This is a genomic window from Mycobacterium sp. UNC410CL29Cvi84 (assembly GCF_000686745.1).
Lineage (GTDB): Bacteria > Actinomycetota > Actinomycetes > Mycobacteriales > Mycobacteriaceae > Mycobacterium > Mycobacterium mucogenicum_B.
Genome location: NZ_JMLM01000023.1, coordinates 40,074 through 53,549 on the forward strand (window position 1 = coordinate 40,074; position 13,476 = coordinate 53,549).

Here is a 13,476-nt window from a genome sequence, read left to right on the forward strand (position 1 = left end):
GGCAGCCGTTCACAACTGTTAATTTTCTGTCTGTACTGCGGCAGGACACCCGTCTGCCAGACTGCAGTGCGGTAATGCCGCAGTAGCGGTCGATCTGCCGGGGTCCGATGGCCGTGCGGCGTGACTATGGAGGGCCCGAAAATGGCTGGTGCGCACCGTCGCCCGCAACGCCGGAAGTTGGCGGTATCGACGTGGCTGGGCACGGGAGTCGCCGCCGTCGGCGTCAGCGCCGCACTCCTCGGCAGCGCGGCCGTCGCGAGCGCGGCCCCATCGACCGACTCGGAGTCCGCCTCGTCGTCGGCGCCGGCACAGCCGAAAAAGCCGCCGGCGCAGAAGACCACCAAGAACAAGAAGAAGGACACGGCCGCTGCCGCGGACCCGTCGGACAGCAAGGCCACGTCGGACAGCAAGCCCGCATCGGACACCAAGGCCGCGTCGGCCCCCGACGCCGCCCCCGACGCCGCGGCCGACGCCTCCGCCGACGGCGACGACGACGCGAAGCCGGCGCGCAACCGCCGCACCAAGGCGGACAACACCGGACGTTCGGCGACCGCCCCGAACGCCGGGACCGTCGCGAAGCTCCCTTCGGCCGCCGCCCAGGCGGTGACGAACAACCCGGCGACCAAGAATCCGCTCAAGACGGCCGCCGCGGTCAAGCCGGCCACCGACACCGCGGCCAAGGACACGGCGGCCAAGGACACGGAGTCGCCGGCGGCCGCGGCGACGGTCGCGGCGACGCCGTCACCGACAGCAGCCGCCACCCCGCAGGTCACCGTCGCCGCGGCCCAGACATCCACGGCCGCAATCACTTCGATTCCCAACACCACCGCCAAGGCGTTGAGCAGCGTCACCTCGCCGACGGCCCCCACCAACATCTCCGGACTGCTGTCGGTGCTGGCCGCCTTCGGTCAGGCTGTCGGTGCTGCAACGCAGCGCACTGAGGAGTTCCTGGCCGCCTCCGTCGTCGGCACCACCGAGACCGTGAGCCGGTTGCTCGGTATCGTGCCCGCGCTGGCCACGAGCGAAAAGACCAGTGCCGCATCGACTCTCACTCCGGCGCCCACCGACACGTGGCAGCCGGGCCAGACCGTCACCGCGGACGAGTACATCAACACCGCGCTGGCGGAGATCGCGCAGGCGCGCACCCTCCTCGGCACCAGTTCGGCCAACGGGTACTCCCGGTACGAGCTGCGGATGGCGGCCACCTACCTCACGACGTACCAGGCGAACCAGCAGAATCTGATGGACGCCTACGCGGCGGATCCGACCAATGCGACAGCCCTGAAGGCCCTCAAGTCCAACGAGGCGCTGATCGGCAAGGCCGTGACTGCGCTGAAGACCGCGCGTTACTGGGCGGCGAATCGCGACATCAAGGCCGTCATCGTCGACGCCACCACCAACGCCCGCATCTACGCCTCGGTCCCGCTGTCCATGTATGCGGGCGTCGAGCCGATCGTCACCATCTCCGTGAACGGCGGGCCGAAGATCAAGGTGCTGGTGGACACCGGATCGTCCGGACTGGTGGTCAACGCCAAGAACGTCGGCCAGACCGGCCTCGGCAATTCGGTGGGCACCGGCACCGGCGCCTACAGCGGCGGGCTGACCTACACCTACAACACGTACAACACCACGGTGGACTTCGGCAGCGGCCTCGTCACCACGCCTGTCCCGGTCGACGTCATCACCGACCCGGCGCAGCAGACCGCATTCGCCAACTTCCTGAAGTACAACGGCGTCGTCGGCGTCCTGGGTGTCGGCGCCAACGCGGTGGGCCCCGGCCCCGGCCTGGTGACCACCGGCCTGCCCAGCGCGCTGAAGAACGGCATCTACATCGACGAGGCCACCAAGACGCTGACGTTCGGTCCCAACCCGCTGCCGGCGCGCGTCACCACGTCGGGTTCACCGAACGTGATCGGTTCGATAACCATCAACGGGGTCAACACACCGATCAATCTGCTGATCGACTCGGGAGGTGTCTACGGCACCATCCCGTCGACGCTGGTGAACTCCTCCCAGATGACCGCCGTCAACGGTACCGACGGCACGGTGAGCTACTACCTGCTGAACGCGGGCACGCCGATCTCGGTGTACGACGCTGACGGCAACCTGCTCTACTCCTACACGACCACTTCGACGTACCGACCGACGGTGACCACCGACGACTACAACGCCGAACTGTCGAACACCGGCGCAATGCCGTTCCTGCACAACCGGATCTACATCGACTACTCCACCGCAAACGGATCGACCGTCTTCGACCTGTAGCCGTAACCCGAAATCGTCCGCTGGTTTCGCCGCACTCCGCGGCGGGACAGCGGACGGCTGTCACGTCGAATTTCGGCGCGCGATACCCAATCATCAGGCGCTTCGAGCGGGGTTAACAAAATACGCGATCCCACGTTGCGGATCTGACGTGCCCGTTAGTCTTCTCGCACGTGGTCGCCGGTTAACGTAGTCCAGCTATTTCACTGGACGCGACTGATGGGAGACAGCCAGGTGGAGAATCTCATGGCCAATGCGTTCGCCTACCCCTGGTGGGTGTACGTCACCATCCCGTTGGGCGCGGCGTTCGTCGGCTGGATCACCAAGATCATGGCCCTGAAGATGATGTTCTACCCCGTCGAATTCAAGGGCATTCCGCCCTACCTCGGCTGGCAGGGCCAGATTCCCAAGCGGGCGCCGAAAATGGCTGCGGTGGCGGTGGATTCGCTGACGTCGGAGATCCTCAAACCCGAGGAGATGTTCGACAAGATCGATCCGAACGAGTTGGTCAAGGAGCTCGCCGAGCCACTGCGGCAGACCTCCGCCGAGATGGTCGACACCATCATGATGTCGTTCCAGCCGCAGGTCTGGCGGGCTACACCGGACCAGCTCAAGGACGTCGTCGTCAAGAACGTCGAGAAGCGCATCCCGACGGCCATGGCCGCGATGTTCGACAAGCTGCGCGGCCAGGTCGACCAGATCTTCGACATCAAGCACATGGTCGTCACCAACCTGGTGCGCGACAAGGTCACGCTCAATACGGTCTTCCAGGACATCGGCAAGCCGGCGTTCAAGTTCCTCATCATGTCCGGCCTGCTCTTCGGCTTCCTGATCGGTCTGGTGCAGGCCGTGGTGTTCGGCATCACCAACTGGCACTGGTCGCTGCCGCTGTTCGGTCTGCTGACCGGTGGCCTCACCGATTATGTTGCGCTGCAGATGATTTTCCGCCCGCTGGAGCGCAAGAACGTCTTCCTCGGCATCAAGTGGCAGGGCGTCTTCCAGCGGGAACGCAAGCAGGTCGTCGAGGGTTACGCGGCGCTGATGGCCCGGGAGATCTTCACGCCCCAGGCCATCATGGAGAGCATGCTGAACGGCCCGTCGTCGGACCGGTTCTTCGACATGATCTCCACCGAGATCAGCGCGACCATCGACACGCAGATGGGCTTCACGGGCAAGATCATCAAATCCGTCGGCGGCCGCCAGTACGTCGACATGAAGAAGCAGATCACCGACTCGATCATCGACAAGCTGCCCGAAACGTCCACGTACATCGAGGGATACATGCGCGATCGCCTCGATCTGGAGAACGTCATGGTCAGCAAGATGATGGTGCTGGACTCATTGGCGTTCGAGAACCTGCTGCGCCCGGCGTTCAAGGATGACGAGTGGATCGTCGTCGTACTCGGCGCCGCCCTCGGTTTCCTGTTCGGTGAGTTGCAGGCGCAGCTGATCCTGCTGCTGGCGCACTGACCTACGTCGGGCCGGGTGTTCCGGTCAGCTTCCGGACGGTGAGGACCTCGCTGTCGCGGAAGGCCCGCCCGTTGGGGTAGAGCAGATCGCTGAACCAGACCTTCGGCTCCGCGGGGTTCGGGTGATCCCAGGAATCCCACGGGAAGTAGGTCTGGGTCTTGCCGGCCACGAGTCCCCAGCTGTACGCACCCACGTTGCGCTGCTTGGCAACTGGCAGAATGCCTTCAACGGTGCTGCCCTGGTTGCGGGCGAGGTACTCGGTGCAGATGATGGGCCGGCCCAAAGGAGCCAGCTCGTCGATCCGAGCGGAGAAGTCGGCCGGCTTGGCGTAGCTGTGGAACGAGATGATGTCCGAGTTGTCCAGCTGGATCGACGCGATGGCACTGCGCTGCGCGGGGTTGGCCCAACTTCCTTGCCACACACCACTTGTCAGCGGCTGCACCGGGTCAACGGCGCGCGCCCACGCAAACACCTGCGGCAGCAGATCGGCAACGAGTTTCATCTTGTCGCTGCGCTCGACCTTGCGGTAGACCGCCGCCGGGTTGTCGGGCTCGTTCCACAGATCCCAGCCGAGTACGCGGTTGTCGTTGCGGAACAGGTTGATCACACCGGTGACGTAATTCTGCAGTACCCCACGGTAATTCGGATCGGCGATCCGGTCCGCGCCCGGGCTCTGCACCCAGCCCGAGTTGTGCACCCCCGGGGTCGGCGCCCGCTGCACGCCGAGTTTCGGATGCGGGTCCCAGCACGAGTCGAAGAACACGAACAGGGGCTTGATGCCGTTGCTCGCGGCGATGCCGACGAACTGCGACAGCCGCTGCGAGAAGCCCTGCGGGTCCTGCGCCCACAGCAGATCGTGCAGGAAGACGCGGACAGTGTTGAACCCGAACCAGCGGGCGGCGCCGAGCTCGGCCTTGATGCGCCCGGGGTCGTAGGTGCCGGCCTGGAACATCTCGAGCTGATTGACCGCGGTGGAGGTGATGTAGTTCCCGCCGACCAGCCAGCCCTGTCCCTGGTACCAACTGTTGGCCCGCTCGGGCGTCCAGCGCGCCCCGGCCGCGGACGCCAGAGCCGGTCCGGAGAATCCGGCCATGGCAGAGCCCGCCGCCAGCAGCAGCGGCACCTTGAGAGCGGTTCTGCGGTCCACCGCACGAGGCTACTGATCTTGATGGAGCAATTGGGGCGTGCTTATCGAGTTGCAACAAACACGATGTCCGGCGGTGACGTCGGGCGGCGGGCTCAGGCGTTGATGCCGGCGGTGAGGATCGCCGCAAGCTCGCGATATGCACTGGCGTCGTCGAGTCCGGTACTCTCGCGCACCCGCCGCTGCTGGATGCGCACCATCATGGTCGCTGCCAGGTCGGCCGCGAAAGACGCATGGACATCGCGGAATTCACCGCTCTCGACGCCGTCGGCGATCATCTCCTGGACCCGGCGGGCCGCGATCTGGGTGTTCTTCTCGTAGACACTGCGCGCGGGGGCGAAGGCGTCCAGGTCCATCATGAACTGGTCCGATGCGGCGTCCAGCACCGTCCCCACCGCCGACAGATAGGCCGTGATCCGCGCCCGGGCGCCGTCGACTCCGGCCACCAGTTGTTCGACCTCGTCGGTTGCCTGCCGGAAGAACTGCACGGTCGCAGCGCGCACCAACTGCTCCTTGCTGCCGGCGAGCGTGTACAGCGTGGACTTCGAGCACCGCAGCCGAGCGGCGATGTCGTCGAGCGTGAGGTGGGCGAATCCCTCGTCGAGGAACAGCGCGATCAGGGCGTCGAACAGCTCAGTGCGTCGGCGGGTGCCGAACGCCGGGGACGTGCGCGTGCTCACCCCGGCATAGTACTGCGGCCCTTTACTCAGTACTACTCAAACAGTACTGTGTCAGGTAACTCAGTACTGTCCGACGTATTAGTGGAGTTCCCGGTGCCTGTTGATCGCCTCTTGCCCAACGATGAAGCCCACGCGCTGATCGAACTCACCCGCGACATCGCGGACAAGGTGCTGGACCCCATCGTCGACAAGCACGAGAAGGACGAGACGTACCCCGACGGGGTGTTCCCCACCCTCGGCGAGGCCGGACTGCTGAGCCTGCCGTACCCCGAGGAATGGGGCGGCGGCGGCCAGCCCTATGAGGTGTACCTGCAGGTGCTCGAAGAACTCGGCGCCCGCTGGGCTTCGGTGGCCATCGCGGTCAGCGTGCACAGCCTGTCCTGCCACCCGCTGATGACCTTCGGCACCGACGAGCAGCGGCAGCGCTGGTTGCCAGAGATGTTGAGCGGCAACCTGGTCGGCGCCTACAGCCTGTCCGAGCCGCAGGCCGGTTCCGACGCCGCAGCACTGGCCTGCAAGGCCGTCGCCTCCGATGGCGGGTACCGGGTGACCGGTTCGAAGGCCTGGATCACGCACGGTGGACTCGCCGATTTCTACACCTTGTTCGCGCGCACCGGCGAAGGGTCGCAAGGCATCTCGTGCTTCCTGGTACCCGCCGGCACCGAGGGGCTGTCCTTCGGGCGACCCGAGGAGAAGATGGGCCTGCACGCGGTGCCCACCACCTCCGCGCACTACGACAACGCGTTCCTGCCGGCCGAGCGGCTGATCGGCGCCGAGGGTCAAGGCCTGCCGATCGCGTTCAGCGCGCTCGATGCCGGCCGGCTCGGTGTCGCCGCCGTCGCCGTCGGCCTGGCCCAGTCGGCGCTGGATCAGGCGGTGGCCTACGCCCAGGAGCGAACGACGTTCGGCCGCAAGATCATCGACCACCAGGGACTCGGCTTCCTGCTCGCCGACATGGCCGCCGCCGTCGACTCGGCGCGGGCCACCTACCTCGATGCCGCCCGCCGGCGCGACGCCGGGCTGCCCTACTCCCGTAACGCCTCGGTCGCGAAACTGGTCGCCACCGACGCCGCCATGAAAGTCACGACCGACGCGGTGCAGGTCTTCGGCGGCGCCGGCTACACCCGCGACTACCGCGTGGAGCGCTTCATGCGTGAGGCCAAGATCATGCAGATCTTCGAGGGCACCAACCAGATTCAGCGACTGGTGATCAGTCGGAGCCTGGCCAAGTAGCGACCGACGCCAGCCGGGCTACATCCGGCTGACGTCGATGATGGCGTTCGCGAACTGCGCGGGTGCCTCCTGGGGCACGTTGTGCCCGATGCCGTCGAGAACACGGTGCTCGTACGCCCCGGTGTACATCGCGCGGTATCCCGCACCGTCCTTCGCCGCGCCGTCGAAGTCACTGCCGATCGTGATGGTCGGGACATGGATGAGCGGCTTGGCCTGCAGTCGTTGTTCGTCTGCGTCGTAACGGCTTTCACCCTCCGCGAGGCTGAGGCGCCAGCGGTAGTTGTGGATCACGATGGCGACATGGTCGGGATTGTCGAACGCGCCGGCGCTCAGGCCGTAGGCCGCGTCGGTGAAGTGCCACAGCGGCGACGCCTTGGACCAGATCAGCCGGTTGAACTCCTTGGTGTTCTTCCGGTAGCCGAGTTCACCGCGAGGCGTGGCGAAGTAGTACTGATACCACCATCCCAGTTCGGCTTCCGGGTCCAGCGGCTGGAGATTGGCGGCACGATTGACCACGATGTATCCGCTGACCGCGACCAACCCGGTGACCCGCTGCGGCCACAACGCCGCAACAGCATTCGCCGAACGTCCACCCCAGTCGAAGCCGCCGAGGATCGCTCGCGGGATGTTGAGCGCATCCATCAGGGCCACGACGTCGGCGGCCAGGGCGGCTTGCTGTCCGTTCCGGACCGTGGTGTCGGACAGGAACCGGGTCGACCCGAAGCCGCGCAGATACGGCACGATCACCCGGAAGCCCTGATCCGCCAGCAGCGCGGACACATCGGCATAGCTGTGGATGTCGTACGGCCAGCCGTGCAGCAGGATGACGGGCGGACCTTCGGCCGGACCCGCTTCGACGTAGCCGACATTGAGGTCGCCGGCCCGAATCTGCTTGACCGCGTTCAGGTTGTGTTCCGGCGTGGGCGGCGGTGCCGTCTTCTCGACCGCAGCCGGTTCCGACGACGACCCGCACGCCGCCAATGACGCCGCACCCACCGCTGCCATCGCCGTCAAGCCGAACTGCCTTCTGTTGAAGCCGTTCACGGTCCGTCGTTCCTCCAGAGTTCGCCAGTTCGCCGCCAACGATGCACGCCGTTGCGCGTCGTGTCCAACGATAGATTTCGACCGACCGCACCTGCCTCGTGGGTGTGCGCCGACCACTACGTCAGACTGCGGCCCAGCCACCGTCCACGCTGAGGACGACGCCGTGGATGTTGGCGGCGTCATCACTCGCCAGGAACGCCACCGACGCGGCGACCTCTTCCGGCGTGCTCATCCGACGGGAGGGCAGCCGGTCCAGCACGGGCTGGACGTGGTCGGCGAACTCCTGTTGCCGCTCGGTGGCGATCGGCCCCGGCGCCACCGCGTTGACCCGAACCCCGAACGGGCCATACTCGTCGGCCCAGGATGTGGTGAGAGAGTGGATCGCCGCCTTGTTCGAGTTGTAGATCGCCGAACCACTGGCCCCGCGCAACCCGGTGATCGATCCGATGTTGACCACGGCGCCGCCGCCATTGCGCACCATGTGCGGCGCGATCACGCCGGTCAGCAGGAATGGCGCAAAGACGTTGACCTCGAACGCCTCCCGCAGTACCTCCGGGGCGACATCGGCCGTCGGCGTCGGCATCAGCAGCGTGGCGGCGTTGTTCACCAGAATGTCCAGCCGCCCACCTACTGCTTCGGCGGCGTGTTCGGCGAGGTTGCGGATAGCATCGTCACCGCCCGTCAGGTCGGCAGCGACGAACGACGCCTCGGCGCCGGCCGCCCGGATCGCGGCCACCAGCGCGGCGCCGCGCTCGGCATTCCGTCCGCTGATCACAACGTGCGCGCCTTCATCGGCCAGTCTGCGCGCGATGGCCGTCCCCAGGCCGCCGGTGGAACCCGTGACAAAGTGCTGTGCGACCGGACAGTCGCGTATCTTTTGGACTCATGAGTCCACATGGTTCACCGGACAAAATGGACCTGCAAGTCCAAAAACTGACAGCCAAGGGACAGGCCACCCGAGCCCGGATCATCGACGGCGCCGCGGCCGAGATCCGGGAACGTGGTGTCGCGCTCACGACCATCGAGGACGTGATGGCGCGGACCCGAACCTCGAAAAGCCAGATTTTTCACTACTTTCCCCATGGGAAAGAACAGCTGCTGCTCGCCGTTGCGACGCTGGAATCGCAACGGGTGCTCGACGATCAACAACCCCACCTCGGCGCGCTCACCTCATGGGCGGCCTGGCAGCGCTGGCGGGACGCCGTGGTCGACCGCTACCGCCAACAAGGCCAGAACTGCCCGATCGCGGTACTGATGTCCGAGATCGGTCGCACGAGCACCGGCGCGCAGGCGGTCACGACCGAACTGATCGACTCCTGGCGGGGCGCCATCGCCGACGGCATCGTGGCGATGCAGCAACAGGACAAGATTGCGCACACCGTCGACCCCCAGCGGGCGGCAGCCGCGCTGCTGGCCGGCATCCAGGGCGGCGTCGGCGTCATGCTCGCCACCGGCGACCTCACGTATCTCGAGGCTGCCCTCGACGAAGGGATCAACGCGCTCCGGCAGCGATAACTGTCGGCGGCGCACCGGTGTCATCTCCCCGGCTCACACGGCACCCGCGATTGTTAGTTCGCCTACACGCCACCCCATCTGCGTTGACAGCCGTCAAAGCCGCCGAGAAGGATCGACGGCATGGCCGCCAAGACCGAAGAGCAGGTATTCACCGAAATCGAGACCCGCCTCACGGCCAAGTTTGCGGACCTGCCCCCGGCCCGGGTGGCCACCGTCATCGACGGCGCCCGCCGGCAGTTCGCCGACAGCACCATTCGCGACTTCGTCCCGCTCCTCGTCGAACGGCGTGCCGAGGAAGAGTTGGCACGACAGCTGGCCGGCGACGCCACTCGCTAGTCCGGCCCGCTCGGCCCTCGCCGAGTTTGCCGGCCTCACAATGGGTTCCGGCACCGACCCGTTACCTGCCGAGACCTCTCTGTGAGGACTTTGAGGCAATTGAAACGATGCGGTCACGGTCGCGGCTCAGTCCCATGTCGAGCGCGCATCCGATTGAAAACATGTCTTGAACCAGCCACTCGCGGTGCCCTACGGTTCAGCTGCGCAAATTTTCGGCGCTGTAATTTAAGGGCACGTTCAAGGAGACGCCGGTGATGATCAGCTTTGGTCGAATCGCTGTGAAAATAGTTGCCAGCGCCGGTGTGTGCGCGACGGCCGTGGCCGTGAGCCCGACCGCAGCGGCAGTCCCACTCAAGACCGGCGGGTACGCGTGCGACGCGGGCGCCGTAGCCCCTGCCGCAGGGGCACCCGCAGCCGCGGCAGCCGCCGCGCCCTGCGCCGCCCCCGCCGTCGAATCCTCGGGCATCGTCGGCCCGCTGGCGGCCGCTCCGGTGGTTCCGGCGGCAGTCCCGCCGGTTCCCGCGGTCGTCCCGCCCGTCCCTGCAGCGGTGCCCCCGGTCGTGCCCCCGATCCCCGCCGGCTTGCCGATCGGGGCGCCCATCCCGATCGCCGCGGCCCCCGCAGCCATCCCGATGGACATGGGTGGCGTCGCCGACGGCAAGGAGGCCCGGACCCTGCGGCCCGTCGACGCCGGTGGCCCCACCCCCAACCTGCCGACCCAGCCCGGCCCGCAGAACTGAACCACCCAGCTGCACAACCGCTTTCAATGAAGCACCCGAGCCCTCGCGGCTCGGGTGCTTCAGGCGTTCGGGGCGCAGAGTCAGCGGACCGCGGCAGCCACATCCAGATTGACCCTGTACTGAGGGCGCACTTGCACGAGTAACGACCACCGTCGCCGCAGAGTCAATGTACGTCTCGTTGAGCCTGCGATGAGGGCCAACTTGTGCGAGTAACCAGCACCCTGGACGCAGAGTCAACCCCGTACCTCCGTTGACCCTGCGGCCACGGCGAATTAGTGCGAGTAACTACAGCCCCAGTCGCAGAGTCAACGCGGCACAGGGCCACGAATTGCGCTGAGGTGCAACCTAACTAAGGCTCGATGATGACCGGGTCGCCGACGTTGACGGTGTTGTAGTACCACTCGGCGCCCGCGGGCGCCACACCGATACAGCCGTGGCTGACGTTCTCGAAGCCCATCGACTCGACGGCCCAGGGCGCCGAATGCACGAACAGTCCACGGCGGCTGATCCGTACCGCGAACTCGACCTCTGTCATGTACCCGTCCGGATGGTCGACGGGAATACCGACGCTGCTCGAATCCATAAGGACGTTGCGGTCTTTCGCCAACACGGTGTACTTGCCAATGGGCGTCTCATACTCCGGCCGACCCATGGTCGCGAGCAGCACGCCCGACTCGCCGAGATGCGGAAGGTGGTGTGGCGCCGGCATATCCGGTGGGGTCTGGCCGTCGATCGTGACGGTGAAGGTGTGGTCCGCGACATGGGCGGTTCCGATGACCGCCGGGCCGGTGGTCATCGCCATCGGCTGACCGCCGACCGTCAATTTGATGGTGCTGTGCGCGGGCCAGAAGCCATCCGGAACCCATTGCACCACTTTGTTGTCCAGCCATTCGAACTTGCCGGTCATCGCCGGCGTCGACGTCACGTCCAGGGCCATTTCGGCGGCCGCACGGTTGGTGATCGGCCGCTTGAATGTCACCACGATCGGATGCGCGACGCCGACCGGCACTCCCTGCGTCGGCTGCGTCGACTCGATCATCGAGCCCAACGGCAGGCGAAGGCCCGCTGTCTCGATACCGAGCGCGCCGCCAGTGGTAGTCGTGGCGACCACGACCACGGCAAGGACACCGTGTACTAACACCCGCATATATCCGACCCCTTTGTCGCTGGCCGCATGGTTGAACACCGTCATGGTATTGGGCGGGAAACGCCGAAATCCGTACGGCGCGTCAATATTTCGGTCAAAGATTCGTCACGGATTGGCCACCCAACATCACGGCGCAGACCAACATGAGCAATCCCCGGCAGCTATCGTTGACGTGCGCGACAATTATGTGTTAGGGGGCTACAGAAGGGCTGGGCAGGCCATGGCAACAGAGCGCGTAGCGGTCCAGGCGGCGGACGACGAGTGCGTCGACTGCGGCTACACACCGGAGCTGAAACGCACCCTCGGCGGCTTTCAGGTCTTCGCGGTCTCGTTCGCCTTCATCTCGGTGGCGGTCGGCATCTTCGGGACCTATGACGATCTCCTGCAGACATCCGGACCCGTCGGCATCTGGCTGTGGATCATCGCGGCCATCGGACAGACGCTCGTGGCTCTCGTGGTGGCACAGTTCACGGCCCGTATCGCGCTCAGCGGGTCGTCGTATCAATGGGCCTCGCGGCTGGCCAACCCGAAGATCGGCTGGCTGTTCGGCTGGCTCACGTTCTGGTATCTCGCGATAGCGGCGGTTGCCGTGGACAACGCCTTGGCCAGCCAAGCCCTCATGCCGCTGCTGGGGCTCAGCGACAGCGAGGACACCGCACGCCTGATCACCATCGCGGTACTCGTCGTCCAGGCGACCCTGGTGATCGCGTCGACCCGGCTGCTCGGCCTGATCACTTCCGGCGCAGTCGGATTGGAGCTGGGCATCGTCCTCATCCTGGTGCTCGTACTCGGGATAGTCATGGCGGTGACCGGTAGCGGACACATCGAGAACCTCACGACCCGCGGGATCACCGCAGGCGCCAGTGACTACTACGCCGTCGGCGGCGGCCTCATGGCCGGCATGATCATGGGTCTCACCACGCTGGTCGGCTTCGACTCCGCCGCGAACCTCGCCGAGGAAGCCAAGGACCCGTTCCGCAGCGTGCCGCGCGCCATCGTCGCGTCCGTCGTCGCGGCCGGCGTAGCGGGCCTGGTGTTCCTCATCGCGCTCACCATCGCGATCAAGGACGTCGGCACCGTCAGTCACAGCGGTTCCCCGGTCGCGCTCATCATCCGGGAACAGCTCGGGCCGGTCGCTGAACGAATCCTGTTGGCGGGCATCGTATTGGCGATGTTCGGCGCCGGCCTGGTGGTGATGGCCGCGTGTTCGCGGCAGGTTTTCGCCATGGCGCGTGACGCCCGCTTCCCCGCACACCGCATCATGCGGCAGGTCAACCCGCGCACCCAAACTCCGGTGCCCGCAACGCTATTGATCCTGGCGGTAGGTGTGGTGCTGATGGCTACCCTCCACGGGGCGGCACTGATCCAGCTGATCATCGCGTCGACGATCCTGCCCGCGCTGATCTACGGTGCCATCGTCGTGCTGTATCTCGCCGTGCGAAAACGGTTGGAACACAAGGAGGGCGGATTCAGCCTGGGCCGCTTCGAACTGCCCGTAGCCGGCGTCGCACTGGTCTGGGTATACGTGGCGATCTTCGTGCTCGTGACACCCACGACGGCGCGGGTACCCAGCTTCATCGTCCTCGGCCTCATCGCCCTCGGCGTCGGATATTTCGTGAAGATGTTGATCTTGAATCGCGAAGTGCTCGACACCGAGCCGGGAATCGATGAATTCGCCGTCTCGCCCAATTGATTTCCGCAGAATATATTTGCGCGAGCATTCTTCACATCTTCTCGCCAGTCGTGGGAAAAATGAAACAGCTAACCGAGTGTACTTAGTGGCAGCATTTCGAATGGCGGGAGAACCGCTGATAGGCCGCGAATTTCAATCTCGCTGACTGGGAAGTAGCAATTGCAGAATCCGCATTCGTGGATACGTTATTGCCGCCACAAATCCGTGGTCCA

General features: G+C 65.7%; 11 protein-coding genes and 1 pseudogene. 7 read left to right on the forward strand and 5 right to left on the reverse strand.

The window, feature by feature from the left end; translation table 11 throughout:
* Window positions 1–141: 141 nt before the first annotated feature.
* A complete protein-coding gene (locus BR47_RS32280) occupies window positions 142–2,265 on the forward strand; it encodes a PecA family PE domain-processing aspartic protease (RefSeq protein WP_141772307.1) in 2,124 nt (707 codons plus the stop codon).
* Window positions 2,266–2,481: 216 nt separating this feature from the next.
* Window positions 2,482–3,732, forward strand: coding sequence for a DUF445 domain-containing protein (locus tag BR47_RS0125090; RefSeq protein ID WP_029121164.1), 1,251 nt, complete (start codon window positions 2,482–2,484; stop codon window positions 3,730–3,732).
* A 1-nt stretch (window position 3,733) separates the two neighbouring features.
* On the opposite strand, the gene BR47_RS0125095 is transcribed toward BR47_RS0125090, so the two are convergent.
* Together BR47_RS0125095 and BR47_RS0125100 are read right to left on the reverse strand one after the other, a co-directional pair.
* Window positions 3,734–4,825: a cellulase family glycosylhydrolase gene (locus tag BR47_RS0125095; RefSeq protein ID WP_404822190.1), complete on the reverse strand. Its 1,092-nt coding sequence runs from the start codon at window positions 4,823–4,825 to the stop codon at window positions 3,734–3,736.
* 146 nt (window positions 4,826–4,971) lie between these two features.
* Window positions 4,972–5,556, reverse strand: a complete 585-nt coding sequence (locus BR47_RS0125100; RefSeq protein ID WP_020099703.1) for a TetR/AcrR family transcriptional regulator — start codon at window positions 5,554–5,556, stop codon at window positions 4,972–4,974.
* A 93-nt stretch (window positions 5,557–5,649) separates the two neighbouring features.
* On the opposite strand from BR47_RS0125100, the gene BR47_RS0125105 reads away from it, so the two are divergent.
* Entirely contained in the window at window positions 5,650–6,789 is a 1,140-nt protein-coding gene (locus BR47_RS0125105; RefSeq protein ID WP_029104809.1) for an acyl-CoA dehydrogenase family protein, read from the forward strand.
* An 18-nt stretch (window positions 6,790–6,807) separates the two neighbouring features.
* On the opposite strand, the gene BR47_RS0125110 is transcribed toward BR47_RS0125105, so the two are convergent.
* Together BR47_RS0125110 and BR47_RS0125115 are read right to left on the reverse strand one after the other, a co-directional pair.
* Window positions 6,808–7,794 carry an alpha/beta fold hydrolase gene (locus BR47_RS0125110; RefSeq protein ID WP_036427743.1) on the reverse strand — a complete coding sequence of 329 codons (987 nt, stop codon included), beginning with the start codon at window positions 7,792–7,794 and terminating at the stop codon, window positions 6,808–6,810.
* A gap of 160 nt (window positions 7,795–7,954) precedes the next feature.
* Window positions 7,955–8,720 (reverse strand): annotated as a pseudogene (locus BR47_RS0125115) (SDR family NAD(P)-dependent oxidoreductase).
* A gap of 25 nt (window positions 8,721–8,745) precedes the next feature.
* Between BR47_RS0125115 and BR47_RS0125120 the strand changes: the two are divergent.
* The 3 genes from BR47_RS0125120 (at window position 8,746) to BR47_RS32815 (ending at window position 10,424) form a co-directional block, all read left to right on the forward strand.
* Window positions 8,746–9,348, forward strand: coding sequence for a TetR/AcrR family transcriptional regulator (locus BR47_RS0125120; RefSeq protein ID WP_029121168.1), 603 nt, complete (start codon window positions 8,746–8,748; stop codon window positions 9,346–9,348).
* A gap of 120 nt (window positions 9,349–9,468) precedes the next feature.
* Window positions 9,469–9,684 (forward strand): three-helix bundle dimerization domain-containing protein, encoded by a 216-nt coding sequence (locus BR47_RS0125125; RefSeq protein WP_020099708.1) that lies wholly within the window; start codon window positions 9,469–9,471, stop codon window positions 9,682–9,684.
* Window positions 9,685–10,007: 323 nt separating this feature from the next.
* On the forward strand, window positions 10,008–10,424 hold the full coding sequence (locus tag BR47_RS32815; RefSeq protein ID WP_412457992.1) for a hypothetical protein: 417 nt from the start codon (window positions 10,008–10,010) through the stop codon (window positions 10,422–10,424).
* A 349-nt stretch (window positions 10,425–10,773) separates the two neighbouring features.
* Here the strand turns inward: BR47_RS32815 and BR47_RS0125140 are convergent, their stop codons facing one another.
* Complete coding sequence (locus BR47_RS0125140; RefSeq protein ID WP_029121170.1) at window positions 10,774–11,571, reverse strand: L,D-transpeptidase; 798 nt, start codon at window positions 11,569–11,571, stop codon at window positions 10,774–10,776.
* 220 nt (window positions 11,572–11,791) lie between these two features.
* Here BR47_RS0125140 and BR47_RS0125145 point away from each other — a divergent pair, with 220 nt between their 5' ends.
* Window positions 11,792–13,264 carry an APC family permease gene (locus tag BR47_RS0125145; RefSeq protein WP_029121171.1) on the forward strand — a complete coding sequence of 491 codons (1,473 nt, stop codon included), beginning with the start codon at window positions 11,792–11,794 and terminating at the stop codon, window positions 13,262–13,264.
* The last annotated feature ends 212 nt before the right edge of the window (window positions 13,265–13,476 follow it).

Bases quoted from the DNA above. Each gene is read 5' to 3' on its own strand.
- BR47_RS32280 (WP_141772307.1), top strand. From the start codon at position 142: ATGGCTGGTGCGCACCGTCGCCCGCAACGCCGGAAGTTGGCGGTATCG.
- BR47_RS0125090 (WP_029121164.1), top strand. From the start codon at position 2,482: ATGGGAGACAGCCAGGTGGAGAATCTCATGGCCAATGCGTTCGCCTAC.
- BR47_RS0125095 (WP_404822190.1), bottom strand. From the start codon at position 4,825: ATGGCCGGATTCTCCGGACCGGCTCTGGCGTCCGCGGCCGGGGCGCGC.
- BR47_RS0125110 (WP_036427743.1), bottom strand. From the start codon at position 7,794: ATGGCAGCGGTGGGTGCGGCGTCATTGGCGGCGTGCGGGTCGTCGTCG.
- BR47_RS0125120 (WP_029121168.1), top strand. From the start codon at position 8,746: ATGGACCTGCAAGTCCAAAAACTGACAGCCAAGGGACAGGCCACCCGA.
- BR47_RS0125125 (WP_020099708.1), top strand. From the start codon at position 9,469: ATGGCCGCCAAGACCGAAGAGCAGGTATTCACCGAAATCGAGACCCGC.
- BR47_RS0125140 (WP_029121170.1), bottom strand. From the start codon at position 11,571: ATGCGGGTGTTAGTACACGGTGTCCTTGCCGTGGTCGTGGTCGCCACG.
- BR47_RS0125145 (WP_029121171.1), top strand. From the start codon at position 11,792: ATGGCAACAGAGCGCGTAGCGGTCCAGGCGGCGGACGACGAGTGCGTC.